This window comes from Rhizobium sp. Nf11,1 (assembly GCF_050587665.1).
Classification (GTDB): Bacteria; Pseudomonadota; Alphaproteobacteria; order Rhizobiales; family Rhizobiaceae; genus Rhizobium.
On the sequence record NZ_JBOBHU010000023.1, the window covers coordinates 1 to 25,753 of the forward strand.

The window sequence follows — 25,753 nt, forward strand, 5'->3', positions numbered from 1 at the left end:
GAGGCCGGCTTGTGCCGGCCTTGAGGCTGCTGACAAACCACTGCAAAAGCCGTGACGCCATCGTCGGCCTTGTACCGAGGATCTGCGCCGGCCGATTAAATGTCTGAAAATAATGCTTTCCTGCCAAGGAATTGCAGAGGTCAGATGCTCGGCACAAGGCTCGGCATGACGGAGGAGGCTTTTTTAATCGAAGAGGCTGGAGACGGACTCTTCCTGGCTCGTGCGGCTGATGGCTTCGCCGATCAGCGGGGCCGTCGTCACGACGCGGATATTGTGCGCTGAAAGCACCGCCGTTGTCGGCTGGATCGAATCGGTGATGACGAGCTCACGCAGCTTCGAGGAGGTGACGCGGGTGACCGCGCCGCCCGAGAGAACGCCGTGCGTGATATAGGCGGTGACGCTGGAGGCACCCTGGGCGAGCAGTGCGTCGGCTGCATTGCAGAGGGTGCCGCCGGAATCGACGATGTCGTCGATCAGCAGGCAGTCCTTGCCGGTGACGTCGCCGATGATGTTCATGACTTCGGATTCACCTGGCCGATCGCGACGCTTGTCGACGATGGCCAGAAGACAGTCCAGCCGTTTGGCGAGCGCGCGTGCGCGCACCACGCCGCCGACGTCGGGCGAGACGACCATGACATTGCTGAGGTCATAATGGCTCTTGATGTCGCGCGTCAGCACGGGCAGGGCGAAGAGGTTGTCTGTGGGTATATCGAAGAAGCCTTGGATCTGACCGGCATGGAGATCGAGCGTCATGACGCGATCGGCGCCGGCTTCGGTAATCAGGTTGGCAACCAGCTTGGCGGAGATCGGCGTGCGGCCGGATGCGCGGCGGTCCTGACGGGCATAGCCGAAATAGGGAAGAACGGCGGTGATGCGGCGTGCCGACGAACGACGCATCGCGTCGATCATGATCAGCAGCTCCATCAGGTGGTCGTTGGCGGGAAAGGCGGTGGGCTGCACGAGGAAAACGTCCTCGCCGCGCACGTTTTCCTGGATTTCCACGAAGATTTCCTGGTCGGCAAACCTTCGGACACTGGCTCTTCCCAAAGGAACATTGAGATAGTTGCAGATCGCTTCGGCGAGTTGCCGGTTCGAATTGCCTGCGAAAACCTTCATTTTGGTCCGCCTGTTATGCGCTGATAGCCGCGCTTTTTAGTCAGCTTCCCAGTGAATGCAAGGGCAAAGGCGCCACAGACTTTCATATTTGCAAAAAGTTTGTGACTAACCGCCCTGAGTTTGCCGCCAGGAGGTGAATTCCGCGATGGTTTTCGAGGCGATCTGCTGCATCACCGAAGCCGGGACACCCGCCCAAGGGTCGGCGGCGGCCGTCGGTACGCTTTCCTGCCCCTGGATGCGGTGCAGGCGGGCGCCGCCACCGTCGAGAATGTCCCAGACGTAGACGACGGTGACCTTGCCGTCGTCACTGAAGGCAGAGAGATAACCTTTGAGGATGTAATCGCTGCTCGTGTCGTTCGAGCTCTTGATTGAAAGGCCGTGGGCGCGCGCCTCGGCGCCGAGCTGGCGCGAGAGCGGAGTCACGGCTTGCACCGGCGCCCCGATGATCGGCAGGAAGCGCACGGTATTGCCGCGCGCGGATGATGTCCCGGGGGTGAGGGCAGCGGTCTGCTGCGGTTGCTGCGCGTCAAGCCGCTGGCCGGGCTGTGTTGGCGATCCGGCGCCGGCGATAGCCGGCGGCAGCGCCTGTCCCTTGATTGGAGCGGAGGCGGCGGGCGAGGAGCCGTTCCTCGACAGCGCGTCTGCCTGCTCCTGCATCGTCGTCGGGGGCGCGCCGCTGCCGGGTCGATAGGTTCTTTGCGATTGATCATAGACCGGATGATAGCCACTCGGCTGTGTGCTCCCGGCAAAAACCGGCTGGCGGGTGCCGGCCAGACGTTCTGCCTCGCCCTGCGTCACCGGACTTGACGGCGGAGCTCCGGAGGATTCGCCGATGCCGACTTGCGGCGTCAGCGCGTCGGTGGTGTTGCAGGCGGTCAACAGAGCCATGACGAACAGGAGCGTGGGCACAGTCGCAGCTCGCGTCATCCCGTGATCCGTCCTTCCCACAATCGCATTAGCCCGCCCGGATTTATGCGGGCGGGGATGGTCCTCTGTCAATTCCGGATTCTCACCGGTCAGTCCCGGTCTTCAAAGGCCGATGAAATCGAGCGAATGACGGGAAAGTGTGCGCGGCGTATCCGCCGTCGTCAGGTAGGTCTGTCCGAGCGTCATTGCCGTGCCGGTATCGGAATCGGCAATGATCATGTGCACGAAGAGCGACATGTTCGGCTCGATCGGCTGCGGATTGCCGACATGGAACATCTGGTGCTCCATCCAGGAGGGCGAGAAGCGGGCGCCGAGCGAATAACCGCAAGCATTCAGCCGGTGTCGGGCAAGGCCACGCTCGTCCATGATCCTGGCATGGATGTCGAAGACGTCGCCGAAGGTGTGGCCGGGCTTCAGCACGGTCTCGATCGCCTCAATGGTTTCGCGGCAGGCATTGTAGAGCTCGCGATGGCGTTGCATCGGCTCGCCGATGACGATCGTGCGCATCATGGCGGCATGATAATGCGCATAGGTGCCGGCCCATTCCAGCGTCAGCTGGTCGTTGGCGTCGAGCTTGCGGCGGCCGGCCTTGTAGCGGCAGAGCAGGGCGTCGGCAGCGGAGCCGATGATGAACTCGTTGGCGGGATAATCGCCGCCGCCGGAAAAGACCGCACCCTGCATGGCGGCGAGGATATCGGCCTCGTCGGCGCCCGGTTTCGTTAGCCGGATTGCGGCGTCGAGCGCGTCGTCCGCGAGAGCGGCAGCGCGCTCGACATAGGCGACCTCCGTCGGGCTCTTGACGAGACGAAGACGGCTGACGAGATAGGAGGCGTCGACGATCTGGCCGAAAGTGGTCAACTGCGCGTCGAGCAGGCGGGCGATGCGGCCGGTCATGCCGTGCGTATCATATTCCACGCCGATGCGCGCGCCGAGCAGATCCATCTCGACCAGGAGGTTCTTCAGGTCGAGCGTCGGATCGGCATTGACCCTGTCGACCCAGATGTGGATGTCTTCGAGGATCGAGGTGTGTTTGGCCTGGCGGAGATCGGCCGAGCGGGTGATCAGCGCCATCGTGCCGTCGCTCTTGACGACCAGCGTCTGGAAAAAGCAGTAGCCGAAGGTGTCATAGCCGGTCAGCCAATACATGCTTTCCTGGGCGAAGAGCAGCAGGGCATCGAGCTTTTCTTCCTTCATCTTCTCGGTGAGGCGTGCCAGCCGGCTTGCGAACTCGGCCTTTTCGAAATGCAGTGCCATTCTGCTCAAGTCTCCCTGATTGATATCGCTGAAATCTGGCGGCCGTAGTCCGGCTCGTTGCGATGTGTCGTCCTGCGATAGGAAAAGAAGCGCTCGCTATCCGGATAGGTGCAGAGCCCGAGGTTTTCGGCCTGCACACCAGCCCGCGTCAGCCTGTCGATCGTCAGCGCCGGTAGATCGAACATGGCGCGGCCCGGCGTTGCGGACGGCTTGAAAAAGCGTTCGTAGTCCGGATTTTCGGCGACGAAGCGATCGACGAATTCCGGCCCGACCTCGTAACTCGCCTGACTGATCGAGGGGCCGAGGCAGGCCAGTATGCTGGCGCGATCGGCCCCCAGGGCTTCCATGGCCGCAATGGTGTTTTCGAGAACACCGGTCAGCGCGCCCTTCCAGCCGGCATGGGCGGCGCCGATGACGCGATTTTCGGGGTCGGCAAAGAGGACCGGACCGCAATCGGCGGCCAGCACGCCAAGCGCAATGCCGGGAACTGCCGTCACCATCGCGTCCGCGTCGGGGCGGGCGCCGTCGTAATCGGCGCCAATCGTCACGACGTCGGGCGAATGCACCTGATGAACAGTTGCCAGCCGCTCGAGCGGCAGGTCGAACCAGGCGGCGACGCGGCGGCGGTTTTCCATGACGTTCCCGCGCTCGTCATTGGAGCCGAGGCCGACATTGAGACCGCGATAGATCCCTTCGGAAACACCGCCGGCCCGGGTGAAATAACCGTGGCGGATGGTGCCGCCCGTCGCTTCGTTCAGCAGCGGGCTTTGGATCGGTGCGGGAGAGGCCGCGTCCTGCATCTGTAATTCCGGGTTTTCGAGGGGTTTGTTTTGTCCCGAGCGCATCGCGTCTGCGGCGCGCTTCAAGTTCCTGTTTCGCGGATGTTGGCTCAGCCGCGTGCGCCCTGTCAATCCACCGGGCGAAAGGGCATGAGATCGACGGCAGGATGGGAGACCGCCATCACCTTGAAGAGTTCACCCATCCGGCCCTCACCGGCGCCGGCAAGCCTGTCGACCGCCGATTGAATGACCTGCTGGGTCTGCGGCTCGCGGTCACGCCCGAGGGCTGCGGCGCGTTCGAGAATGCCGAGGCCGGTCAGAAAGTCACCCTGGTGCAGGGCGCCGTTCAGATGGAGGCCGGCCGTCAGTGCCGTCTCGGCGAGCTGCTGGAAATCGACATGGCTCGTCAGGTCAGCTTCGCCGGGATGGGCGAGCGGCGGGTCGAATTCATGCATGCGCACCGCCTGCAGCGTATCGCCGAAGCCGGTGACGAGATGACCGTAGTCGACGACCAGCGCCGTGCCGCCGAAGGCGCGCAGCCGCTCGCAGATCGCCATCATCACGGCCTGGCGGGCGGGTGAGATCTCAAATAGCGTGCCGAGCGGCAGGTTCTGCACCGGTTCCGGCAGTAGGGCAGGATCGAGGCCCGCGACACCTGCGGCAAAGGTCAGTTCGCCATCGGCGTCAAGCCCGACCATGCGCTCGCGGAAACCCGTTTGCGTACGGACGAACTGCCGGATCGGGATCGCGTCGAACAATTCGTTGGCGGCAATCAGCGTGAAGCCGGGCGGGACCTCATCGAAGCCACCATGCCACGCGATCCTTTCGCCATAAGCTTCGAGTGTCTGGCTCTGGACGTCGCGCAGGCGCTCGCTGGTTTCGACGAGATGCACTCTCATCGTGTCAAAGAGCGGCGGGGCGATGCGGGCAATGACACGCAGCATATCCGCCATCATCGTGCCGCGGCCAGGCCCGATCTCGACAAGGCGCACATCTGCCGGCGTGCCGTGGCGCTGCCAGGCATGGACGACGAAGACGCCGATCATCTCGCCGAAGATCTGGCTGACTTCGGGCGCGGTGACAAAATCGCCGGACCGGCCGAAGGGTTCTCGGGTGCGGTAATAGCCGTGCTCGGGATCGGCGAGGCAGAGCGAGAAATAGTCGGTGACGCTGATCGGGCCGTTGGCCTGGATGATCGCCTTGATCTTTTCGCCTAGAGCGGTGGTCATGTCGCGCGTCCTGCCGGTTTAGAGCTGCGGCGCGGCCTGGCGGCGGGCCCGCAGGATCGCCCAGAGGCCGAGCAGGATCATCGGGGAGGAGAGGACCATACCCATGGTCAGCCAGTTCGTGCCGAGGAGGTAACCGAGCTGGGCGTCCGGCTCTCGGAAGAACTCGACGAAGATGCGCGACAGTGCATAACCGCAGACGAAGACGCCCGTGATGAAGCCAGGGCTTTTCAGCGCACGCATGCCGTAGACGAGGGCGGCAAGCACCAGGAGCAGAACAATGCCCTCAAGGCCGGCCTCGTAGAGCTGGCTCGGATGGCGGGCGAAGGGGCCGCCGGTCGGGAAAACCACGGCCCAGGGGACGTCGGTCAGCCGGCCCCAGAGCTCACCGTTGATGAAATTGGCGATGCGGCCAAAGAACAGGCCGAAGGGAACGACGGCGGCGACGATATCGAACAGGCTCCAGATCGGAATGGCATTGCGGCGAGCAAAGATGATCATGGCAATCGTCGTGCCGGTCAGGCCGCCGTGGAAGGACATGCCGCCGTTCCAGATTTCGACTGCGCGGATGGGATCGCGCAGGACAGCGGAGAGGTCATAGAAGAAGATATAGCCGAGACGGCCGCCGAGCACGACGCCGAGGGCGGCCCAGACGATGAAATCGTCGAGCTGCGTCTTCGTCATCGGCGATCTATTGCCGGGCCAGAGGCTGTCGTTGGCGGCGAGGCGGCGCGCATAGGCCCAGCCAAGCAGGATACCGGCGACGTATGCCAGGCCGTACCAGTGAATCGCCAACGGACCGATCGAAAAAGCGATCGGATCGATGTCCGGGAAAGGCATGATCGCAAGGAGATTGGCTGCTGTCGGCAAGGTTTTCCCATCCGTTGAGGTCGGCGGAACATGCCGCCGCGATCCCGGACGGTCAAGTGCATTGTTCGTGATCGCGCCTCGGCTGCCCGCTTCAGGATAAGGCTATCCCGCGCAAAGCGCTTGCATCGCGGGTGGCGAAGCCCTACCTCAATCTTCGAGGCCCCGAAGGGCTGAATTCACCTTATGCGAAGGGAGAAAAACGCCATGACGACCGGAACGAACCGCATCATGGACGAGTTCGCCAAGCTGATGACCGATGCGGCAGGGGCCGCGCAGGGCGTCCGCAAGGAGATCGAGACGGCTTTCAACGCCCAGGCCGAGCGTTGGCTGAACAGCATGGACGTCGTCAAGCGCGAGGAATTCGAGGCCGTGCGAGAGATGGCGATCAAGGCGCGCGATGAAAACGAGGCGCTTGTCGCCCGTATCGCGGCGTTGGAGGCCAAGCTCGCCGGCGAGGGCCACTAAATCCAGCTAGGTGCAGATGCGGCGTTGCCTTCATGCCACACGCCGCATCTGTCACAAAAAATTCCAGGTGAGTTTTCCACCTGTGGACACTGCCAAAAAAGCCAATACGCAGAGTCGCTTATTCTCCCTTCTGAATTGAGTTTCGAAGTGCTTTCCACAGCAGGCCTGCCCTATTTTCCCTTCTGGGGGCTGGCAGGTGGCAAGGGTCATTATACACTGATTTTAAATGATGATTCGAAGCGACTTGGTAAGCTCCGGGCAGGTTATCTGCGTTAAGTCTGGCAGCGGTTCAACGATCATCCGATGGTGGTTTCCGGTATTGCGTGTGTCTTTCTTGTGTTCGTATCCCAAGCTAAGCCGCATTCGTTCCGGTCAAGAAGGTGCTGCATGAACCTGATGGAATTGGAAGTCGAGCGTCAGTCGAACCCGGTCGATATGATCGAGTACGTGGCCTCCAACAACGACTGGTCGTTCGAGCGGTCCGGCGAGGACGAGATCGCGATGACGGTCGAGGGACGCTGGGCGGACTATCATGTTTCCTTTTCCTGGATGGAGGAATTCGAGGCGCTGCATCTTGGCTGCGCTTTCGATATCAAAGTCCCCGACATCAGGGTCAACGAGGTGGTCAAACTGCTCTCGGCGATCAACGGGCAGGTCCTGATGGGTCATTTCGATCTCTGGCGTCAGGAAGATGTCGTCATCTTCAGGCAGTCGCTGCTGCTTGCAGGGGGCGCGGAGCCGACCAATCGCCAGGTAGAGGTGCTGCTTTCCAGTGCGCTCGACACATGCGAAGCCTATTTCCAGGCATTCCAGTTCGTTGTCTGGTCCGGCATGGACGCGGCGAAGGCGATGGAAGCCGTGCTGTTCGAAACGGTAGGCGAGGCATAAGATGCCGGCGAAGGCGTTCTCCCCGGCAAGTCCCGTCGTACTGATCGGCGCCGGAAACATGGGCGGAGCCATGCTCTCCGGCTGGCTGAAGAGCGGCGTTCCGGGCTCCGCCGTCATTGTTGTGGATCCAGGCCCTTCATCGGCGATGCTGGCGACGATCAAGGAAGCCGGCGCGACGCATCTGACCGCGATCCCTACGGAATTGAAGGCGAGTGTTTTGTTTCTCGCAGTCAAGCCGCAGGTGATGGAGACGGTGTTGCCTGATGTGAAGAGCGCCGTCGGGCCGGCGACGGTCGTCGTCTCGGTGGCAGCCGGCAAGACGCTCGGTTTTCTCGAAAAACATCTCGGCAAAGCCGCCATGGTGCGAGCCATGCCGAACACGCCGGCTATGGTCGGCCGCGGTGTGACCGGGGCCTTTGCCAATTCAGGAGTCAGCGATCCGCAACGCAAACGCGTCCATGCCCTTCTCAGCGTCTCCGGCCCGGTCGAATGGGTGCCTGCGGAGGCCGATATCGATGCCGTGACGGCGCTTTCCGGCAGCGGCCCGGCTTATGTATTCTATCTCGTCGAATGTATGGCGGAGGCAGGCCGAAAGCTCGGCCTGCAGGCGGACCTCGCCATGCGTCTTGCGCGGGAAACGGTCGCGGGGGCTGGTGAACTCTTGCACCAGTCCCCCGACGATGCTTCGCGGCTGCGGCAGAATGTGACGTCTCCCGGCGGCACGACGGCGGCGGCGCTCGCCGTGCTGATGGCGGAGAACGGCATGCAGCCCCTGTTCGATAAGGCGCTTGCGGCAGCGCGCAAGCGGGCCGAGGAACTGGCCGGCTGACGGAGATGCACATGGCGGAAGAGATCAGCTACGCCGATTTCGAGCGTGTCGACATCCGTGTTGGTACGATCATCGAAGCCAGCCCTTTTCCGGAGGCGCGCAAGCCGGCTTTCAAGCTGCTCATCGATTTTGGCCCTCAGATCGGTATCAAGAAATCCTCGGCACAGATCACCGTGCATTATACGCCGGAAACCCTGATCGGCCGGCAGGTGTTCGGCGTCGTCAATTTCCCGCCCCGGCAGATCGGTCCGTTCCGTTCGGAAGTGCTGACGCTGGGATTCGAGGACGAGAATGGCGCGATCGTGCTTGCGGCGGTCGAACAGCCGGTGCCGAACGGCAGGAAGATGATGTGAGCATGGGCTCACACCATTTTGCCGGGTGCCTGATGTGTCTGCATCGGATGCTCAACGAGGCCTGATCTCCTGCAGGTACGGATTGCTTCGCCGTTCGTCACCGATGCGGCTGCCGGGCCCATGGCCGCAGATAAAGCCGACGTCGTCGCCAAGCGGCAGGACCTTGTCGCGGATCGAATCCAACAGCTGCTGATGATTGCCGCCCGGTAGGTCGGTGCGGCCGATCGAGCCGTTGAAGAGCACGTCCCCGAGATGGGCGAAATTCTGTGCGCGGTTGAAATAGATCACGTGGCCAGGGGCATGGCCGGGCGTGTGATAGACCTCGAATTCGTGGGCGCCGAAGGAGACCTTGTCGCCGTTCTTCAGCCAGCGGTCCGGCAGAACATTGCGCAATCCTGATATGCCGTACGTCGCGGCTTGGGTCTCGATGCGCTGCAGCAGCGGCAGGTCATCCTGATGCGGGCCGACTATGTCGACGCCGAGGGCTTCCTTCAACTCCCCGGCGCCGCCGGCATGGTCGAGATGACCGTGCGTCAGCCAGATTTCCTTGATGGTCAGGCCGCTTTTCTCGATCGCCTGAAGGATGAGCGGCACGTCGCCGCCCGGATCGACGACAACGCCTTCCTGGGTATCGGGATCGAAGAAGACCGTGCAGTTCTGCTGAAAGGGTGTCACCGGAATGATGCCGGCCTGGAGCATGCCCATAAGTGCCTCGCTTGGGTGTCTCGGGTGCTCAGGGTATAGTCCGAAACGGCGGCGAGGACAGCCCAAATCTTCTGCTTTGACGCGTGTTTCACGGCAGCAAGACCGACTGCAACACAAGTTTATAGGTCTCTTCCGCGGTTCGACGCGTCGACGAAATCAAGTTTTATTCTAATTTTTCAATTGCTTGTGAGGGCGTATCTGTAGGGGGCGTTTTGCCCCGGCGGGGCGCGCCGGAACATCGTGGAACGCCGCGCGTTGTCCGGCCATCGAAACCAAGGAGACGCTCACATGACCTTGAAGAGAAACATCCTGTTGGCTGGAGCCGTGCTCCTGGCGAGCGGCGGTCTGGCGCAGGCGGAGATGGTGGCGACCACGGTCAACGATCTCAACGTCCGCGCAGGTCCAGGCCCGCAATATCCGGCAGTCGGCCTTGCCACCCGCGGTTCGACCGCGGTGCTCGACGGCTGCATCGAAGGTAGCCGCTGGTGCCGTGTCGACGTCAACGGCATGCGCGGCTGGGTCTATGCGGATTATCTGCAGATGGACTACGGCGGCAACCAGGTTATCGTCGAGCAGCATCGCGCCGAGATCGGCGTTCCCGTGGTGACCTACGAGTCGACTGCCAGCGTTGTCCCGGCCGACCCGCAACCGGCGCCGGGCGATGAATTGATCGGGCCGGTTGGAGCTGTCGAAACGATCACTCCGCCGGAGACGGTGCGGACCTATATCGAGACCAATCCGACCGAGACGGTGCGGCTTGGCGGCGATGTGGTCGTCGGCGCGGAAGTGCCTGCCGACGTGACTTTCCAGACCATTCCGGATTACGAATATCGCTACACAAGGATCAACGACCGGCCCGTCCTCGTCGATCCAGGTACGCGCCGGATTGTCTACGTCTATCAATAAGATCATCGGCAACTATGAAAGGAGGCGGTCGGCAGGCCGCCTCGTTCGCGCAATCCTCGTCCCGCCTTTGAAGCCATTCGAAACCTCCGCCGGGGCTTCACTCGCCATGCCTGTTGATTGTTGTCCCCATTACGTTTTATCCAAGACGTCGGGGGAATTGCTTATTGCGTCGGAAGTTCCGGGCGGACCTTGGTTACCAAAGAAATATCAGGGAAATTGCGAAATAAGCTCGGGCTCCCACGAAGTTCGGTGAAGCTGGCAGCCGCGTAAATTTACGTCAATAATGCTGACCTATGTATGCGGAAGTTTCCCGCAACGCGCGCAACGAGAAAGGAAATGTGGAGTGTCACGACAGACCGGTCCCAAAGCAGGCAAGCCGGAGCCGTTGGCCACGCCGATGGAGGATACAGGTGGTATCGATTTCGAGATCATCGAACTATTCTTCTTCGCCTATCGCGACTTCGTTTCTGATCCTGACGCCATCCTCGAAAAGAGCGGCTTCGGACGGGCGCACCACCGCGTCGTGCATTTCGTCAACCGCAATCCCGGCATGACGGTTGCTGATCTTCTCGACACACTGAAGATCACCAAGCAGAGTCTTGCAAGGGTGCTGAAACAGCTGATCGATTCGGGCTATATTCGCCAGGTGGCCGGTCCTGAGGATCGGCGGCAGCGCAAGCTTTATCCGACGAAATCGGGGCGCGAGCTGGCGCTTGCCCTTGCAGAGCCGCAATCGCGCCGCATTGAGCGGGCATTCGAAGGAGCCTCTGCGCAGGTGCGGGAGGGCGTGAAGGCCTTCCTTGGAGGCATGCGGGATAGAAAGAAGGCGGATTGAATGGCGGTCAAGACAGGTATTTCCGACGATGCGGCGCATCTGCTGGTGGTCGACGATGACTCCCGTATCCGCGCGCTGCTCAATCGTTATCTCGCGGAGAACGGCTTTCGCGTGACTGTCGCGGCCGACGGCGCCGAGGCGCAGCGCAAACTTGCCGGTCTCGATTTCGATCTCATCATCATGGATGTGATGATGCCGGGCGAATCCGGCATCGACGTCACCCGCGGGCTTCGCGCCATCAAGAACGTGCCGATTATCATGCTGACGGCGCTGGCGGAATCGGGCAATCGCATCGAAGGCCTTGAGGCCGGCGCCGACGATTATCTCTCCAAACCCTTCGATCCGCGCGAGCTGGTCCTGCGCATCAACAATATCCTGCGCCGCAATGCCAACGGTGAGGGGCTGAAGATCGAACAGGTCATGTTTGGGCCCTACACTTTCTCCCTAACACGCAAGGAGCTGAAGAAAGCCAGCGAGGTGATCCGGCTTACCGATCGCGAACAGGAAATCATGCTGCTCTTTGCGCGGCGCGCCGGTGACACCATCCCCCGTCACGAACTGATCGGCAATGACACAGAGGTCGGCGAGCGGACGATCGACGTGCAGATTAACCGGCTCAGGCGCAAGATCGAGGATGATCCGGCCAATCCCGTCTGGCTGCAGACGGTGCGCGGCATCGGATACAGGCTGAGCATCGACTAGATTTGAGAAGTGGAGCATGATGCGGAGGACGGTTCACACTTTCCCGTATCGCGCTCTGAACGGCCGGGACCGACGATGGTGACAATGGACAGTTTGCGGCGGGAAGACCGCGCTCCGGCGGCGGGCTGGCGCTGGATCGTCCGCTGGCTGCGGCGCCGATTGCCCACCGGGCTCTACGCGCGCTCGCTGCTGATCATCATCATCCCGATGGTGCTGCTGCAATCCGTCGTCGCCGCCGTCTTCATGGAGCGTCACTGGCAAATGGTGACCGAGCGCCTGTCGCTCGCCGTCACCCGCGACATCGCCGCCATCATCGAGATCGTCGAGACCTATCCGCAGAATTCCGACTATAGTGAGATCATCCGCATCGCGCGCGATCAGCTTAACCTGCAGATTTCGATTGAACCGGACGGCGATCTGCCGCCGCCGCGCGTCAAGCCCTTCTTCTCGATCCTTGACGGCATCCTCAGCGATGAGATCACCGACGAGATTCACCGGCCTTTCTGGATCGACACGGTTGGCAACTCGAACCTCGTCGAAATCCGGATCAAGCTCGAGAACAAAATCCTGCGGGTGCTGGCCAAACGCAGTCAGACCTATGCCTCCAACACCCACATCTTCATCGTCTGGATGGTCGGCACGTCGCTGGTGCTGATCGGCATTTCGATTCTCTTCCTGCGCGGGCAGATCCGGCCGATCCTGATGCTGGCGCGGGCTGCCGAAAGCTTCGGCAAAGGGCAGAAGCCCGACAATTTCTATCCGCGCGGCGCCGACGAGGTCAGGCGCGCCGGCCTTGCCTTCATTCTGATGCGTGAACGCATCGAGCGGCAGATCGAGCAGCGTACGGCGATGCTTTCCGGCGTCAGCCATGATCTGCGCACCATTCTCACCCGCTTCAAGCTGCAACTGGCGCTCGCCGGCGACAATCCCGACCTGCATGGCCTGAACGACGACGTCAATGATATGCAGACGATGCTGGAGGCCTACATGGCCTTCGCCCGCGGCGAGGTCGAAGAGGATGTCGGCGAGCTGAAGCTCAGCGAGATCTTCGCCAAGCTGGAATCCGATTTCGTCCTGCATCGTAAGCAGTTCAGCTATTCGATCGAAGGCGACGACGACATTTCCGTCAGGCCGAATGCGTTCACGCGTCTCGTCACCAACCTTGCCTCGAACGCGCGCCGTTATGCCAATAGGCTCGAGATCGAGGCCAAGCACAATGCCAAGTGGCTGACTGTTATCTTCGACGATGACGGGCCGGGCATTCCGGAAAAGAATCGCGAGGACGTGTTCAAGCCGTTCTTCCGGCTGGACGCAGCCCGCAACCTGGATGCATCCGGCACCGGCCTCGGTCTTGCGATTGCCCGCGATATTGCCCGCAGCCATGGCGGCAACGTCACGCTGGGCGACAGCCCGCTCGGGGGCTTACGGGCAACGATCCGTATTCCGGCCTAATTGTCCGTTGCCGCCAGCTTCACGGCCTTGCGCGAATCGAACTCATCCAGGCGCTCCACGATCCAACGCCAGAGAGTGACGACCTGCATGAGGAGGTCGCGGCCAAGCGGCGTCAATTCATATTCAACGCGCGGTGGAATCTCGGGATAGAGGGTGCGAATAATGAGGCCGTCGCTTTCGAGGGTGCGCAGCGTCTGCGTCAGCACTTTCTGGCTGATGCCCTCGATCCGCTCCATGAGGCGCGAGAAGCGTAAGGGTGCGCCGGCATCCGATAGTGCGTGCAGGATGCGCAGTGGCCATTTCGCCGCCGCCCGTTCTATCAAGGCGCGCGCCCGTGCATCCTGCTCGTCAGTCATGTTGCAGCAGAAATCGAATATGTCGCCGGCCACTTCAGTTACCTCGAGGTGTGTATAGATCATTCTGGTACCTTCTTTCGATCGGGAACAATAGGACCTACATGCTCGGGGAACCAATCAAGGAGAGGTTTCCGATGTCGAAGGTGTGGTTAATTACAGGCAGTTCGCGTGGTCTCGGCCGGGCGCTGGCGGAGGCGGTTCTGGCCGCCGGCGACAATCTGGTGGCGACGGCGCGCGATCCTGCCCGGCTTGCGGATCTTTCCGAACAATATGGCAATCAGGTGCTGACGCTGGCGCTCGACGTGACCGACGAGGAAGCGGCAGCTGCCGCGGTGGAAGCTGGCGTGAAGCGGTTCGGCCGTATCGACGTGCTTGTCAACAATGCCGGCTACGGCAATGTCAGTCCGATCGAGGATACCAGCCTCGCCGATTTCCGAGCCCAGGTCGAGACCAACCTCTTCGGTACTGTTATCATGACCAAGGCGGTGATCGCCCTGATGCGCGAACAGGGTGCGGGCCATATCGTCCAGTTCTCATCCGTCGGCGGCCGTATCGGACCGGCCGGACGTGGCGCCTATTCGGCAGCCAAATTTGCAGTCGAGGGCTTTTCGGAGGTGTTGTCTAAGGAAGTCGCGCCATTCGGCATCAAGGTGACAGTGGTCGAACCCGGCGGTTTCAGAACTGATTTCGCCGGTCCCTCGACGGTGCTGGCCGAAGGGCGCGCGGACTATGCGGAAACGGTCGGCGCCACGGTGCGCTTCCAGCGTGAATATGACGGCCGTCAACCTGGCGATCCTGCCAAAGCGGCCGCCGTCGTCATTCACATTGCCGGTCTCGACCAACCGCCGCTCCGGTTGCTCCTCGGCAGCGATGCTGTGCGCAATGTCGAGAAGGCGGATGCGGCACGCATCGAGGCCGATCGGGCATGGCGCGCGGTCAGCGTCTCGACCGATTTCGAGCCGGATGCCGAGTTGCGGGCGATGCCCTGGGAGAAGAAGGCGGGCTGAACGAGGCAAAAACAAAAGCGCCGCTGGAGAGCGGCGCTTCGCGATGACGTGTTGGCAGATCAGCCGGCGGTGCAGAAGTGACTGCGGCCATCATTGCCGATATAGGTGCCGCTGCGGGGATCGAAGGAGCGGTAGCGGTAGGAGCAATAACGCTCCCATTGCGGTGACCAGGGCTCCACCGACGCGCGCGCAGGCGCATAATATCTAGGCTGTTCAACATATTGCGGCTGCTCGACATAGACGCGGCGCGGAGCGCGATAGACCGGAGCCGGCTCGTAATATTCTGGCTCGTACGGCGGGTCGATGTAGCGGGGTTCGTCATAAACAGGGCCATTATTGGCGTTGGCGATAGCAGAGCCGACAATCAAACCGGTGGCGAGACCGACAGCGCCACCGACGAGGGCATCGTTGTTGTGATGATGGCGCCAGTGGTGGTCACCGGCCGAGGCCTCGCCGATGACGGAGAGAGAAAGCGCGGCAGCCGTTGCCGTCAGCAGAAGAGTTTTGGCGAGCCTGTTCATAAGCATCAAGTCCTAATCTCGGAAACCGAACGCCGGTTCCTTCTCGATGGTGTCAGTCCTAAAGATTTCTGGCTGAACGAAGGCTGAACGACAAAACCCGGCATTGCTGCCGGGCTTCAACTCGAATTCGACAGCCTTGTTAAGGGCTCAGCCGGCAATCTGCAGATTGACGGCCTTGGGGCCCTTGCCGCGGCGATCCGGCTCCGTGTCGAAGCTTACCTTCTGGTTTTCCGTCAAACCGGCCAGCCCGGAGGCCTGTACGGCAGAAATGTGAACGAAGATATCGGCGCCGCCCCGGTCCGGCTTGATGAAGCCGAAGCCCTTGTCGGTATTAAAGAATTTTACAGTGCCAGTCTCGGCCATGCGTCAGGTCCTTTTCTCTCTGCCCGCCATCCACACGGGCAGCATCATAGCATTGCCTCCTTGCGGGAGGCGTTGGCAGGCAAGTCTTGAAATTTGAGAAAAAGGTCCCCTCTACCTCGGCCTGCTCCAAGCAGGACTTTCGCCTGCTTTGTTTGGAACCGGCTGACCGGAATATTAGCGTTCCCGGCGCGCAAATACTTAAGGACTTCCCATGCTCGCAAAATGCCCGAACGCGCTGAGAGTGCTGCGTTTAAGGGATTTTGGCAAGCAAAAGTTTTTTAACGTGTCCTTCCGGGCACACTGCTGCCCACGTCTGGTTTGCGCAAAAACGCAAAATTTCCGTCGTGAATGGAAGATGATTAACGATTTATATCGCCCGCAATGTAAGTTTCGGGCAGATTTTGCCAAAAATACAACGTAAACGGGCTAGCGAGTTCCCTAAAAATTTTTTTGAATTCGGCTCCACCCGTATTTGGACGCATGTTCAGGCGGCTGACAGGCGGCGGCGAGCAAAGCCGGGCACGATCTCGACTACAAGCATAGCGATAAACATTAGCGCACAACCTGTATATCCGGTGGCCGGCATCGACTCACCGAGAATCAGGGCTGCGAGCGATGCGCCGAAGAGCGCTTCGGACGAAAGGAAGATCGCCGCCTGCGACGGAGTCGTGTAGCGCTGGGCAATCACCTGCAGCACGAAGGCCAAGCCGGACGAGAAGATGCCGACATAAAGGATCTCAGGTCCTGCGGCCCAAATCGCCGAAAGGCTGATCGGTTCGACCGCTGCGGCAACGGCTAACGCGCAGGCCGTGGTGACGGCAAATTGCGTGGCGGCCAGCGCGAGCGGCCTTCCGCTCTCGGAGACGGTCATGCCGGCAAGGGTGATCTGGATCGCCCAGAAGGCGGCGCAGGCCACGGTCAGGAGATCGCCTGAGGTGAGCGCCGAGAGATGACCGCCGGACAGGAGATAGATGCCGGCGAGCGCCATCAGCGCGCCCGGCCAGATGATCCAATGCGGGGCACGGCGCAGGAAAAACACGGCAATGAGCGGCACGAAGACGACATAGAGGCCAGTGATGAAGCTGGAATTCGTCACCGTCGTCGTCTGCAGGCCGACCTGCTGGGTGGCGGCGCCGCTGAAAAGGGCAAGGCCGGTGAGGATATAGAGCTTGGCATGGCGCGCGCTGGTTTTCACCTCTGCCTTGCGCACTTCCAGAAGAACGAAAGGCAAGACGGCCAATGTGGCGACGGCAAAACGTAAGGCGATGAACCAGAAGGGGCCGATCGCCTTCATCGCCGTCGACTGCGCGACGAAGCCGCCGCCCCAGATGGCGGCTGCAAGCAACAGGAGGAGGTTCGCCTGAATGCGCGTCATGTCGTCCTCGATGAGGAAGGGAGATCTGTTCGAGCGGTTAGCAGTTGCCTTTCCTCTAGGCAAGGGCGAAGACTTGGCGCTGATGGCTGAGGTGGAGGCATGCAACGCGAAAAACAGACGCCGGCGAGCGGTATGGCGGTATCCGGAATGGCAGGCTATTCCGGTACGCCGCTGGCCAGGAAGCTCGGGCTTGCGCATGGGCAGGCTGCCGCTCTTCTCGGGGTTCCCGAAACGATCGACGACATCAATGGTTTCGGCGGTTTTGCTTCGGTCATCCGCCTGCTTCCCGAGACTCTTTTGCGGGCGCTCGATTATGTCCATCTATTTGTGACTGACCGCGTAGTGTTGGAAGCGGCGGCGCCGACGCTGTTCCGGGTCCTGAAGCCCGACGGCATGATCTGGATCTCCTGGCCGAAGAAGAGCTCACGCGTGCCCACCGATATCACCGAGGATGTGCTGCGGGAGCTCCTGCTGCCAACGGGCCTGGTCGATGTGAAGGTCTGCGCAGTCGACGAGATCTGGTCCGGGCTGAAATTCGTCATTCGCAAGGAATTGCGCGGCGCGCTGTGACCGCTCAACCGTTGTTGGCCTGAGCGCGCGAGACCCTGAGCAGCGCGCCGTCGTCCTCGTCCGTCAGCATCAGCAGCGCGCCGTCGGGCGCTACAATGACGTCGCGGATGCGGCCGTAGTCGCCCTCGAACAAGCGCTCCTCGGCGATGAAGGCGCCGCTCTCGTCGCGCTGCATGCGCGAGAGCAGCTGGAATTTCAGCGCCGCGACGAGGAAGTCGCCGTCCCATTCCGGGAACATGGCGCCGCGATAGACAGCGAGCGCGCCGGGCGCGATCGAAGGATCCCAATAGTGCAGCGGCTGCTCCAGCCCTTTTTTGGCGGTGCCTTCGCCGATCTCGGCGCCTGAATAGTCACGGCCGTAGGTGATGATCGGCCAACCATAATTCTTGCCCGCTTCGATCTGATTGATCTCGTCGCCGCCGCGTGCGCCATGTTCGACGGTGTAGAGCTTGCCGTCCTTCGCATCGAAGGTGATGCCTTGCGGGTTGCGGTGGCCCTTCGACCAGATCTCCGGCAGCGCCTTGCCGCCGTCCTTGAACGGATTGTCGGCGGGGATGCTGCCGTCGGCATTGATGTGGACGATAGAGCCGGCATCGTCCTGCCAATCCTGCGAGCGGTCGCGGTCGCCGCGGTCGCCGACGCTGATGAACAGCGTGCCATCGCGGGCGATCGCGATGCGCGCGCCATATTGGATGTTGCCTGACGTGAAGCGCCGCATGGTAAAGATGGGCGTGACCGCCTGAAGCCTCTTTTCGTCGGGAGACAGCGTCGCGCTGAAGGCCTCGGTGCCGGAGCCCTGCTTGTCAGCGATGGCGGCGGTGAAATAGAGTTTTCTGCTCGTGGCAAAGTCCGGGGCAAGCGCCAGGTCCATAAGACCGCCCTGGCCGCGGGCATTGACCTTGGGCACGTTGCCGATCGGCTCGGAAAGCTTGCCATCGCGGATGATACGTATGCGGCCCGGCCGCTCGGTGACGAGATAGGCGCCGTCGGGCAACACTTCGACCGCCCAGGGGTGTTCGAGACCACCGGCCAGTTTTTCGACGCGAACCGTAGGACCCTGCGTGTTGACGCTATCGGCCGCATTGGCCGATGTGGCGCCAAACAGAATCAGCGTCGCGGCGAAATGGAAGGCGGATATTCTCGTCATTTGCTTCCCCCTCGTCTCTCCACCCGGAACGTGGAGTGGGCAGGGCAGAGCTTCAAGCCTCAGTCTGTCTGTAATAACGGCTTTGTGTTTGCCGGTTGAACGGAGCCGGTCGCGTTACCATCGACCAGTTCGGCTTCGAGGATGTAGCGCAGCGGCCCGCGTTCGGTCGCATCGAAGGGCCAGCAGGTGGCTAGTACGAGGCGTCGGCCATCGGAGGCGGGGTCGATGCCGCTCGCGTCCCAGGGGGCAATGCGGCCTTGGCCGGCCTTGAAGGTCAATAGCTTACCGTCGCGGCGGGTAACTTCGATCGTATCGCCCGGCCTTATATACTGCAGCCAGCGAAAATGAGTGTCGCGATGGGCGGCGATGACGGAGGTGCCCTCGTCGCCCGGCTGCGGTGTATTGGCGAGCCAGGCCGGGCCGAAGGCGAGCGCCTCGCCGGATGCGCCGGAAAGCACGATCGCCTCCTTGCCGAGGCGCGGCGCACGCACCCTGGCCATCGTGGTGAAATCGGCCCAGGGCCAGGGTTTCGTCTCCTTGCCGCTCAGTTCGGCGGCAAAAGCACGCTTCAGCAGGACCTGAGAGATTTCTGCCTTCGCCTTCAGCAGGAAACCGTCGCCGATCAGCGCCAGACCATATAAGGCAAGACCGGCGATGGCGAAGGCGATCGTCTTTTCGATCGGCGAAAGACGCCAGAGGAAGAACCCCTTTCTCCTCCGTGGCTTCGGCATGTCGTGCGCCGTGGCGGCGGCCATGGCGAGTTCCAGATAGGTCGGAAGCGGCTCGAATTCGGCCGCTTCCTGATTGTTGCTAGAAACCATTGCGCTTGGCTCCGGCCATGATGAGACCCTTGAGGCGGCGGCGCCAGATGGCGAGCCCGCTCGCCGCCGCCAGCGCTAGCAGCAGCATGGTCAGCCCGCGCATGATCTGCTCGTCGGCGCGCGTCGCCGTCTGCGGCAGGTTCACGGTCGAACTCTTCTGTGCGATCAGCGTGGCGGCTTTCGCCGTTGGTGCAGCGGCCATCAGGTTGGCGATCTCGGGCGACGCGGCGAAAGCCTGTGTTGCGGCTGCGGCCTGTTGCGGTTCGGCGCTTCCATCAGGCGCAGCCGCGCCGTGGCGCTCTGCGCCGCCGGGTGGGACAGAATTTTCGCCGAAGACCTTCCCGAAGTCCCAGCCCTCGGGCAGGTTGAGCGGCAGCTTCGCCGAGCCGATCGGCTCGTTTGCCGGTCGCGACGGCGTGACGTCGACGGCGACCAGGCTGGTGACGCGCGAGACGAGGTGGTGGGCAAGCGCCACCGTCTCGATGTCCTTGTCGAGCGCGGCGGCATCCTGGCGCTCATAGGCGCGGGCCTCGAAATCGTCGATCTTGCGTCGCGCCCAGAGCTTGGAAATGCCGTTGCCGTCTGCGGCATTGGCGATATCCATCTCGACGCGCCAGGGCTGGTTGGCTGTCTTGCCGACCATCTGCAGCTTTCCGGCAGCCTTGTCCTGCGGCAGTTCCGCTGTCAGAACCAAAGGCTCGCCGCTATAGAGGTCGGGCATCGGGTTCGGCGTGATATCCTCGGCTTCGATGCCTTCGAAGGTCGCGGCGATATCGGTCATGGCGGGGTTCTGCAGCTTGGCGAAGAGTTCGCTCATGCGGCTTGCCACCTGATCGGTCGAGCCGATCTGGGTGAAGGTGCCGCGGCCGACCTCGGCGGCTTTGGTCATGAAATAAGTGTTCGGCGCCGAGCCGATGCCGACGGTGAAGACGCGGGCATCGCCGCGGCTCGCGGTGATTTCCTGGAAGAGCTGCTGTTCGTTGCCGATCGCGCCATCCGTCAGGAATACGACCTGGCGCAGCGCTCCGCTTGCGATCGGGCCTTGGTTGCGCAGCGCGTCCTCGAGCGCCGGCAGCATTTCCGTGCCGCCATCGGCGTTCAGGCTCCTGATATAAGCGATGGCCTTTTCGCGGTTATGGGGGGTGGCGGCGACGAGGCCGTTGAAATAATCGGTCATCGTATCGTCGAAACGGATGACGTTGAAGCGGTCCTCGGGGTTGAGCCTGGAGATGGCAAGCGCCAAGCTCTGTCTTGCCTGTTCGATCGACTGGCCGGACATCGAGCCGGAATTGTCGATGACGAAGACCACCTCGCGTTTTGACGGTACTGGAGCATCCGGCGCGGTGGGCGGAGTGATGAAGGCAAGTAGGTAGGTCTTGCCATCAATCGCTTCGCGGAACAGGCCGGCGCTTGGCGCCTTGCCGGGAGCGGCTTTCCAGGTGAGCTCGAAATCCTTGTCGGCAGGAACCGCGTCTCCTTTCAGGCTGATCGTTCTCGCCTGGTCGCCGTCCTGTCCGATATCGACGTGGTGGAATGAGGATTTGACTTCACCGAGCGGGAAGCCGGCCTCAAGGTTGATGGTCAGCGAGACGGGGTTGATCCTGGCATTCTCGCGAGGGTCGAGCACCGGGGCTTCGATCTTCTCCCGATTTTCCACCGGGTCGCTCGGCGTTGCGAAGCCGGCGCCGTTGTTGAACTCGACGGTTTGGACGATCGGCGCCGGATTATAGCGCGGCGCGACGACCATCGGGAAACGCAGCGAGAATTCACCGCCGGACTGATGGACCGTTTGCTGATATTCGATCTGCACGACGATCTCTTCACCGGGGCCGATATTGGCGACCTGATTGGTGAAGATGTTCGGCCGCTGCTGTTCGAGCAGCGCCGTCTTCTTGCCCTCGGCCTTGGCCTGCTCATAGATCTCGCGGGCTTCCCGGCGCGGCTTGATCTGGCCTTCGATGAAGCGTTCGCCGATCTGCATCTTCAGCGCGTCAACGGCCGAATTGTCGGGCAGCGGGAAGACGTAGGTGCCCTCGACCCAGCCCTGGCTCGGGTTCTGGAAGCGCTGGGTCACCTTCACCCTGGCGATCGGGCCGGAGATATTGATTGCGACGTCGGTCTTCAGCCGCGGCGCTTCGACATAAAAGCCCGGTTCCTTCGAAGGAAAGAGCAGCGAACCGCTATTGACGTCGTTCGGCCGCACAAAGGCCGCGAGCTGACCGGATGCCTGCCGCGTCTCGGCGCGGGCGGCGGAGGCAAGTCCCAGCATCGCGGCGATGCAGGCGACAAAAACGGTGATGGCGACAAGACATGAAATGGAGATCCGGCGCATGCGCATGCGCCCGATGGCGAACTCATCTTCCAGAAACATTGGCCTACCCTCAATAACCAATTTTGGATGAGCGAATGATGCAGCTTCGATCTCGGCGCCCTCGCGACCGAATTGCGGCGGCGGGCTGCATTTGTTACGGCTTATTCGTGGCGGCAGGATCGCCGTACCGAGGCTCAGCCAGTTGCGGCGAGCGATGTCCTGGCCTGTCGTCTGCTACTGATATTGCCGAGCTTCGGCGTGGTTCAATTCCCGGACGTCCGTCATTTCTAACCGTGCCCTCCCTGACGCCCGATACGCGCCGGCATCGGATCGGGAGGAAGATTAGGCTGAGCTAAATCCCGCAGCAAGCGCGCTTGGCTGCGGAGCGCTTCGACCGTGCGCCGCAAGCCGCGCCGAAATGGAGAGCGGGTCGGTTTGCCAGTGCGGCAAAACGATCAATAAGAATCATTGCCGCCATCACGCCTTTGCGCTTGAAATGCCGTCATACATTGGACATAGAGCTAACCGCAGAACTCCGGTCCCGGCTTTCTGCCCGTTTCAACCAATAGGACCGATATCATGGCCTTCCTTGCCGATGCTCTTTCCCGTGTGAAGCCTTCAGCCACCATCGCCGTCTCCCAGAAAGCGCGTGAGCTGAAAGCGAAAGGACGCGACGTCATTGGCCTCGGCGCAGGCGAGCCGGATTTCGATACGCCAGACAATATCAAGACAGCTGCCATCGACGCGATCAACCGTGGCGAGACGAAGTATACGCCGGTTTCCGGCATCCCTGAGCTGCGCAAGGCGATCGCCGCCAAGTTCAAGCGCGAGAACGGCCTTGAATATTCCTGGGAACAGACGATCGTCGGCACCGGCGGCAAGCATATCCTGTTCAACGCCTTCATGGCGACGCTGAACCCGGGCGATGAAGTCGTCATCCCAGCGCCCTACTGGGTGTCCTATCCGGAGATGGTGGCGCTCTGCGGCGGCACGCCGGTGTTCGTTTCGGCTACCCAGGAGCATAACTTCAAACTCCAGCCTGCCGATCTCGAAAAGGCGATCACGCCGAAGACCAAGTGGTTCATCTTCAACTCGCCGTCCAACCCGACGGGCGCGGCCTATACGCATGCCGAACTGAAGGCGCTGACCGACGTGCTGATGAAGCATCCGCATGTCTGGGTGCTGACCGACGACATGTACGAGCACCTGACCTATGGCGACTTCAAATTCGTCACGCCCGTGGAGGTCGAGCCCAGCCTTTATGACCGCACGCTGACGATGAACGGCGTCTCCAAGGCCTATGCGATGACCGGCTGGCGTATCGGCTATGCCGCCGGCCCGCTCCAGCTCATCAAGGCCATGGACATGATCCAGGGGCAGCAGACCTCGGGCGCGACGTCGATCGCCCAGTGGGCGGCTGTCGAAGCGCTGAACGGCACCCAGGATTTCATCCCGGCGAACAAGAAGATCTTCGAAGGTCGCCGCGACCTCGTCGTCTCCATGCTGAACCAGGCCAAGGGTATCGTCTGCCCAGTGCCGGAAGGCGCCTTCTACGTCTATCCGTCCTGCGCCGGCCTGATCGGCAAAACGGCACCGTCGGGCAAGGTCATCGAGACGGACGAAGATTTCGTTTCCGAGCTTCTGGAATCGGAAGGTGTCGCCGTCGTTCACGGCTCCGCCTTTGGCCTCGGCCCAAATTTCCGCATCTCCTATGCGACATCGGAAGATCTGCTTGAGGAAGCCTGCCGCCGCATCCAGCGCTTCTGCGCGGCCTGCAAGTAACACGGACGGCGGTAACATCGATCGAAGGCCTGCCGGTGACGGCGGGCCTTTTTTTGCCTGCAGCATTGGCGAATATTGGAAACGAATTTCGGGCTGATGCGTTGGCTGCGGTTATAGCTCACATCCCGATTCAACGCGTTGCCGCATAGATTCAGCTTTGCCTCGCAAGTCGTTGAATTTCGATTCAAAACGTGAGGGCGAGCGCCGGTCGCACGGGCTGTCTGCGGTTGCGGGCGGACGCCAAACCAACTAGATATCCGGCATCAAGTTCAATTTGCCGCTTCGGGGGGCCGGATTTTGCAGCAGAGTGCCGTCATCGTCTGTTCTGACGTTAACATGCTCCCGGCCGCCTGCTGCACTCTGCTTTCCGTCAAGCGCAATCTTACGAATGCCGGTGTAGAGTTCCTGCTTCTCGGCATCGACCTCAAGCCGCACGAGGTCGCCGAGGTCGATAATTTTGGGCGGCTTCACGATATGGCGATCAGGGTGTTGCCCTATAAGACGCCAGATGCCGGCCTCCAGGCGCGGGGCCGCTGGTCCGCCGCCACGCTGGCGCGGCTCTATATGGATCGGGATATACCAGGCCATGTCGAGCGCCTGCTTTATCTCGATGCCGACGTGCTGGCGGTTGCGCCGGTCGATGAACTCTTCATCCTTGATTTTCAAGGCAAGGCGCTTGCCGCCGTTGACGACTATGTCATGGCCTTTCCCGAGAAATCAGGCGCGCGCCAGCGCAAGATCGGCATGGGCGAGGGCGGCCGCTACTTCAATGCTGGCGTATTGCTGTTCGACTGGTCGGCTTGCCGGGCGAGGGGGCTCTTCCCCAGAACCCGGGAAATCTTCGAGGAGCGGTCGCACATGTTTGAGAACAACGACCAGGATGCGCTGAACGTCACTTTCGACGGCGACTGGCTGGTGCTCCATCCGCGCTGGAATACGCAGACGGGCCTGCTGCCTTTCGTTGACCGGCCGGCCATCTTTCATTTTACCGGCCGCAAGAAGCCGTGGCAGGCGAACGTTCCCTGGGTGCACCGGCGGATGGCCAATCGTTATGCCGAAGATCTTCGCAACACAGCCTGGACGTCCTTCTGCAGGCAACCGTCGACGACGGACCGAGTGGCGGGCTTCCTCTCGCATGTGGGAAAGCAGATCGGCGGCCTGACGCGGCTTGCCCGGATGCGCGCCTATTTCAGCAACAGCTAGTCGGGCGGGCCGAGCGCATCGTCTTTGGAAAGTGCATGTGAGCCGATATGGAATCAATCCCCAGCGATAACAAGGCTACGACCGCTCCGGATGGCGGCTTCGATTTCCCGACGCTGGACGCTTGGAAGGCGCTGTTGTCGGGCTACTCCCATATCGTGCTAATAGCAAACAGCGAGGCGGTCGATCTCGAACGGCTGCGGAGCGAATTGCCGGAGACGGCGCTCTACGTCTTCTTCAACAAGGTCTATAAGGTGCTCGACGAACCCTTCGTCGGCCATTCCATGCTGGTTGCCCGCAGCGACGTGATGGGCGCCCATATCGTCCACCGGCGCGAAACGGCGGATGTCTTGCGCTTCTTTGGCGGCGACGATTTCCTCGGCGTCGTCAATATCCGGGTCTCCGTCGAGGAAAATTTCAGCGAGGAGAGCCGCTTCGAAGGCGCTAAAGCCCGTCACCTCGATCTGACGCAAATGCTCGCCGATCTCTATCCGATCGGCAAGATCGCGACGAGCGGCTTTGCGGTAGCGCTGTGGCTCGCCGATCTGCAGTTGCCGGGCAAGATCCTGCTTGCCGGCTTTTCGGCGAAGCGGAGCGAGAAGTGGAAGGTGTTCGACGTTCACGATTGGACATTCGAGCAGATTTTCCTGCGTCTCTTTGCGCGAATGGGTTCGATCTCGATGATGGGCGGCGTCGATGCCAGCCCCTATTCGGCGCTTGCCAAACGGTTTCCCGAGGTGCCGCCGATCGAGATCGCGATGACTGCGGCTGAGGTCCTGTCGGAGCGGCTCGACAATACGAACAGCCAGATCGACAGGCTGATGTCCGTCACTAAATTCATCCGCGCCGTCGATAATTTCTTTCGGCGGTTCAAACCGAAAACCCGCAAGCAGCGTTTTCTCGAAAAGTCGAAGGGATGACTATCCCAGGCCTTAGCTAACAGGCGTGGGTGGCGAAGAAAGCTGTTGCCGATGCTGGCGATCAAGGTGGACA

At 61.5% G+C, this 25,753-nt stretch carries 27 protein-coding genes; 13 read left to right on the forward strand and 14 right to left on the reverse strand.

Annotation, left to right across the window (positions count from 1 at the left end; all coding sequences use genetic code 11):
• Positions 1 to 183: 183 nt before the first annotated feature.
• The 6 genes from ACQ7C1_RS25800 to lgt form a co-directional block, all read right to left on the reverse strand.
• Positions 184 to 1,116, reverse strand: coding sequence for a ribose-phosphate pyrophosphokinase (locus tag ACQ7C1_RS25800; protein WP_011426263.1), 933 nt, complete (start codon positions 1,114 to 1,116; stop codon positions 184 to 186).
• Between the two features lie 105 nt (positions 1,117 to 1,221).
• Positions 1,222 to 2,043 carry a hypothetical protein gene (locus ACQ7C1_RS25805; protein ID WP_430960329.1) on the reverse strand — a complete coding sequence of 274 codons (822 nt, stop codon included), beginning with the start codon at positions 2,041 to 2,043 and terminating at the stop codon, positions 1,222 to 1,224.
• 102 nt (positions 2,044 to 2,145) lie between these two features.
• The gene (locus ACQ7C1_RS25810) at positions 2,146 to 3,297 is read right to left on the reverse strand and encodes a M24 family metallopeptidase (protein ID WP_430960330.1); all 1,152 of its coding nucleotides are present in this window, start codon (positions 3,295 to 3,297) and stop codon (positions 2,146 to 2,148) included.
• Positions 3,298 to 3,302: 5 nt separating this feature from the next.
• Positions 3,303 to 4,097, reverse strand: a complete 795-nt coding sequence (gene pgeF / locus ACQ7C1_RS25815; RefSeq protein ID WP_430960331.1) for a peptidoglycan editing factor PgeF — start codon at positions 4,095 to 4,097, stop codon at positions 3,303 to 3,305.
• Positions 4,098 to 4,204: 107 nt separating this feature from the next.
• Positions 4,205 to 5,305 carry a class I SAM-dependent methyltransferase gene (locus ACQ7C1_RS25820; protein ID WP_430960332.1) on the reverse strand — a complete coding sequence of 367 codons (1,101 nt, stop codon included), beginning with the start codon at positions 5,303 to 5,305 and terminating at the stop codon, positions 4,205 to 4,207.
• Between the two features lie 18 nt (positions 5,306 to 5,323).
• The gene (lgt, locus tag ACQ7C1_RS25825; RefSeq protein WP_097596940.1) at positions 5,324 to 6,172 is read right to left on the reverse strand and encodes a prolipoprotein diacylglyceryl transferase; all 849 of its coding nucleotides are present in this window, start codon (positions 6,170 to 6,172) and stop codon (positions 5,324 to 5,326) included.
• Between the two features lie 204 nt (positions 6,173 to 6,376).
• On the opposite strand from lgt, the gene ACQ7C1_RS25830 reads away from it, so the two are divergent.
• The 4 genes from ACQ7C1_RS25830 (at position 6,377) to ACQ7C1_RS25845 (ending at position 8,707) form a co-directional block, all read left to right on the forward strand.
• On the forward strand, positions 6,377 to 6,637 hold the full coding sequence (locus tag ACQ7C1_RS25830; protein ID WP_430960333.1) for an accessory factor UbiK family protein: 261 nt from the start codon (positions 6,377 to 6,379) through the stop codon (positions 6,635 to 6,637).
• Between the two features lie 387 nt (positions 6,638 to 7,024).
• The gene (locus tag ACQ7C1_RS25835; RefSeq protein ID WP_004680153.1) at positions 7,025 to 7,525 is read left to right on the forward strand and encodes a YbjN domain-containing protein; all 501 of its coding nucleotides are present in this window, start codon (positions 7,025 to 7,027) and stop codon (positions 7,523 to 7,525) included.
• A 1-nt stretch (position 7,526) separates the two neighbouring features.
• Positions 7,527 to 8,354: a pyrroline-5-carboxylate reductase gene (gene proC / locus ACQ7C1_RS25840; protein WP_430960334.1), complete on the forward strand. Its 828-nt coding sequence runs from the start codon at positions 7,527 to 7,529 to the stop codon at positions 8,352 to 8,354.
• A gap of 11 nt (positions 8,355 to 8,365) precedes the next feature.
• Positions 8,366 to 8,707: a tRNA-binding protein gene (locus tag ACQ7C1_RS25845; protein WP_085778898.1), complete on the forward strand. Its 342-nt coding sequence runs from the start codon at positions 8,366 to 8,368 to the stop codon at positions 8,705 to 8,707.
• A gap of 51 nt (positions 8,708 to 8,758) precedes the next feature.
• On the opposite strand, the gene ACQ7C1_RS25850 is transcribed toward ACQ7C1_RS25845, so the two are convergent.
• The gene (locus ACQ7C1_RS25850; protein WP_097596936.1) at positions 8,759 to 9,412 is read right to left on the reverse strand and encodes an MBL fold metallo-hydrolase; all 654 of its coding nucleotides are present in this window, start codon (positions 9,410 to 9,412) and stop codon (positions 8,759 to 8,761) included.
• Between the two features lie 288 nt (positions 9,413 to 9,700).
• On the opposite strand from ACQ7C1_RS25850, the gene ACQ7C1_RS25855 reads away from it, so the two are divergent.
• From ACQ7C1_RS25855 to ACQ7C1_RS25870, 4 genes are all read left to right on the forward strand, one after another.
• Complete coding sequence (locus tag ACQ7C1_RS25855) at positions 9,701 to 10,318, forward strand: DUF1236 domain-containing protein (RefSeq protein WP_011426253.1); 618 nt, start codon at positions 9,701 to 9,703, stop codon at positions 10,316 to 10,318.
• A gap of 343 nt (positions 10,319 to 10,661) precedes the next feature.
• Positions 10,662 to 11,153 (forward strand): MarR family winged helix-turn-helix transcriptional regulator, encoded by a 492-nt coding sequence (locus ACQ7C1_RS25860; RefSeq protein WP_020921896.1) that lies wholly within the window; start codon positions 10,662 to 10,664, stop codon positions 11,151 to 11,153.
• Positions 11,154 to 11,855: a response regulator gene (locus ACQ7C1_RS25865; protein ID WP_430960335.1), complete on the forward strand. Its 702-nt coding sequence runs from the start codon at positions 11,154 to 11,156 to the stop codon at positions 11,853 to 11,855.
• 75 nt (positions 11,856 to 11,930) lie between these two features.
• Positions 11,931 to 13,307, forward strand: coding sequence for an ATP-binding protein (locus ACQ7C1_RS25870; protein ID WP_430960336.1), 1,377 nt, complete (start codon positions 11,931 to 11,933; stop codon positions 13,305 to 13,307).
• Here the strand turns inward: ACQ7C1_RS25870 and ACQ7C1_RS25875 are convergent.
• Positions 13,304 to 13,726 (reverse strand): winged helix-turn-helix transcriptional regulator, encoded by a 423-nt coding sequence (locus tag ACQ7C1_RS25875; RefSeq protein WP_430960337.1) that lies wholly within the window; start codon positions 13,724 to 13,726, stop codon positions 13,304 to 13,306. The two genes, ACQ7C1_RS25870 and ACQ7C1_RS25875, sit on opposite strands and share 4 nt — an antisense overlap.
• Before the next feature lie 71 nt (positions 13,727 to 13,797).
• Between ACQ7C1_RS25875 and ACQ7C1_RS25880 the strand changes: the two genes are divergently transcribed.
• Positions 13,798 to 14,670 carry an oxidoreductase gene (locus ACQ7C1_RS25880; protein ID WP_430960338.1) on the forward strand — a complete coding sequence of 291 codons (873 nt, stop codon included), beginning with the start codon at positions 13,798 to 13,800 and terminating at the stop codon, positions 14,668 to 14,670.
• 59 nt (positions 14,671 to 14,729) lie between these two features.
• Here ACQ7C1_RS25880 and ACQ7C1_RS25885 read toward each other — a convergent pair whose 3' ends face one another.
• From ACQ7C1_RS25885 to ACQ7C1_RS25895, 3 genes are all read right to left on the reverse strand, one after another.
• Positions 14,730 to 15,191 (reverse strand): BA14K family protein, encoded by a 462-nt coding sequence (locus ACQ7C1_RS25885; RefSeq protein ID WP_085780142.1) that lies wholly within the window; start codon positions 15,189 to 15,191, stop codon positions 14,730 to 14,732.
• Positions 15,192 to 15,338: 147 nt separating this feature from the next.
• Positions 15,339 to 15,554 carry a cold-shock protein gene (locus ACQ7C1_RS25890; protein WP_003561293.1) on the reverse strand — a complete coding sequence of 72 codons (216 nt, stop codon included), beginning with the start codon at positions 15,552 to 15,554 and terminating at the stop codon, positions 15,339 to 15,341.
• A 484-nt stretch (positions 15,555 to 16,038) separates the two neighbouring features.
• Positions 16,039 to 16,929: a DMT family transporter gene (locus tag ACQ7C1_RS25895; protein WP_430960339.1), complete on the reverse strand. Its 891-nt coding sequence runs from the start codon at positions 16,927 to 16,929 to the stop codon at positions 16,039 to 16,041.
• 99 nt (positions 16,930 to 17,028) lie between these two features.
• Here ACQ7C1_RS25895 and ACQ7C1_RS25900 point away from each other — a divergent pair, with 99 nt between their 5' ends.
• Complete coding sequence (locus ACQ7C1_RS25900) at positions 17,029 to 17,499, forward strand: DUF3052 domain-containing protein (RefSeq protein WP_430960340.1); 471 nt, start codon at positions 17,029 to 17,031, stop codon at positions 17,497 to 17,499.
• Between the two features lie 4 nt (positions 17,500 to 17,503).
• Here ACQ7C1_RS25900 and ACQ7C1_RS25905 read toward each other — a convergent pair whose 3' ends face one another.
• Genes ACQ7C1_RS25905 through ACQ7C1_RS25915 form a run of 3 tightly spaced genes read right to left on the reverse strand, consistent with a single transcriptional unit; the run spans position 17,504 to position 21,838 of the window.
• Complete coding sequence (locus ACQ7C1_RS25905; RefSeq protein WP_430960341.1) at positions 17,504 to 18,646, reverse strand: PQQ-dependent sugar dehydrogenase; 1,143 nt, start codon at positions 18,644 to 18,646, stop codon at positions 17,504 to 17,506.
• Between the two features lie 59 nt (positions 18,647 to 18,705).
• Positions 18,706 to 19,467 (reverse strand): class GN sortase, encoded by a 762-nt coding sequence (locus ACQ7C1_RS25910; RefSeq protein ID WP_430960342.1) that lies wholly within the window; start codon positions 19,465 to 19,467, stop codon positions 18,706 to 18,708.
• Entirely contained in the window at positions 19,457 to 21,838 is a 2,382-nt protein-coding gene (locus ACQ7C1_RS25915; RefSeq protein WP_430960343.1) for a marine proteobacterial sortase target protein, read from the reverse strand. The genes ACQ7C1_RS25910 and ACQ7C1_RS25915 overlap by 11 nt, the downstream gene beginning before the upstream one ends.
• Before the next feature lie 519 nt (positions 21,839 to 22,357).
• On the opposite strand from ACQ7C1_RS25915, the gene ACQ7C1_RS25920 reads away from it, so the two are divergent.
• The 3 genes from ACQ7C1_RS25920 to ACQ7C1_RS25930 all read left to right on the forward strand — a co-directional run bounded on the left by ACQ7C1_RS25920 (position 22,358) and on the right by ACQ7C1_RS25930 (position 25,680).
• Positions 22,358 to 23,560: a pyridoxal phosphate-dependent aminotransferase gene (locus ACQ7C1_RS25920; protein ID WP_430960344.1), complete on the forward strand. Its 1,203-nt coding sequence runs from the start codon at positions 22,358 to 22,360 to the stop codon at positions 23,558 to 23,560.
• 297 nt (positions 23,561 to 23,857) lie between these two features.
• Positions 23,858 to 24,763, forward strand: a complete 906-nt coding sequence (locus ACQ7C1_RS25925; protein WP_183704775.1) for a glycosyltransferase family 8 protein — start codon at positions 23,858 to 23,860, stop codon at positions 24,761 to 24,763.
• 47 nt (positions 24,764 to 24,810) lie between these two features.
• Positions 24,811 to 25,680, forward strand: coding sequence for a 3-deoxy-manno-octulosonate cytidylyltransferase (locus ACQ7C1_RS25930; protein WP_430960345.1), 870 nt, complete (start codon positions 24,811 to 24,813; stop codon positions 25,678 to 25,680).
• Positions 25,681 to 25,753 lie beyond the last annotated feature (73 nt).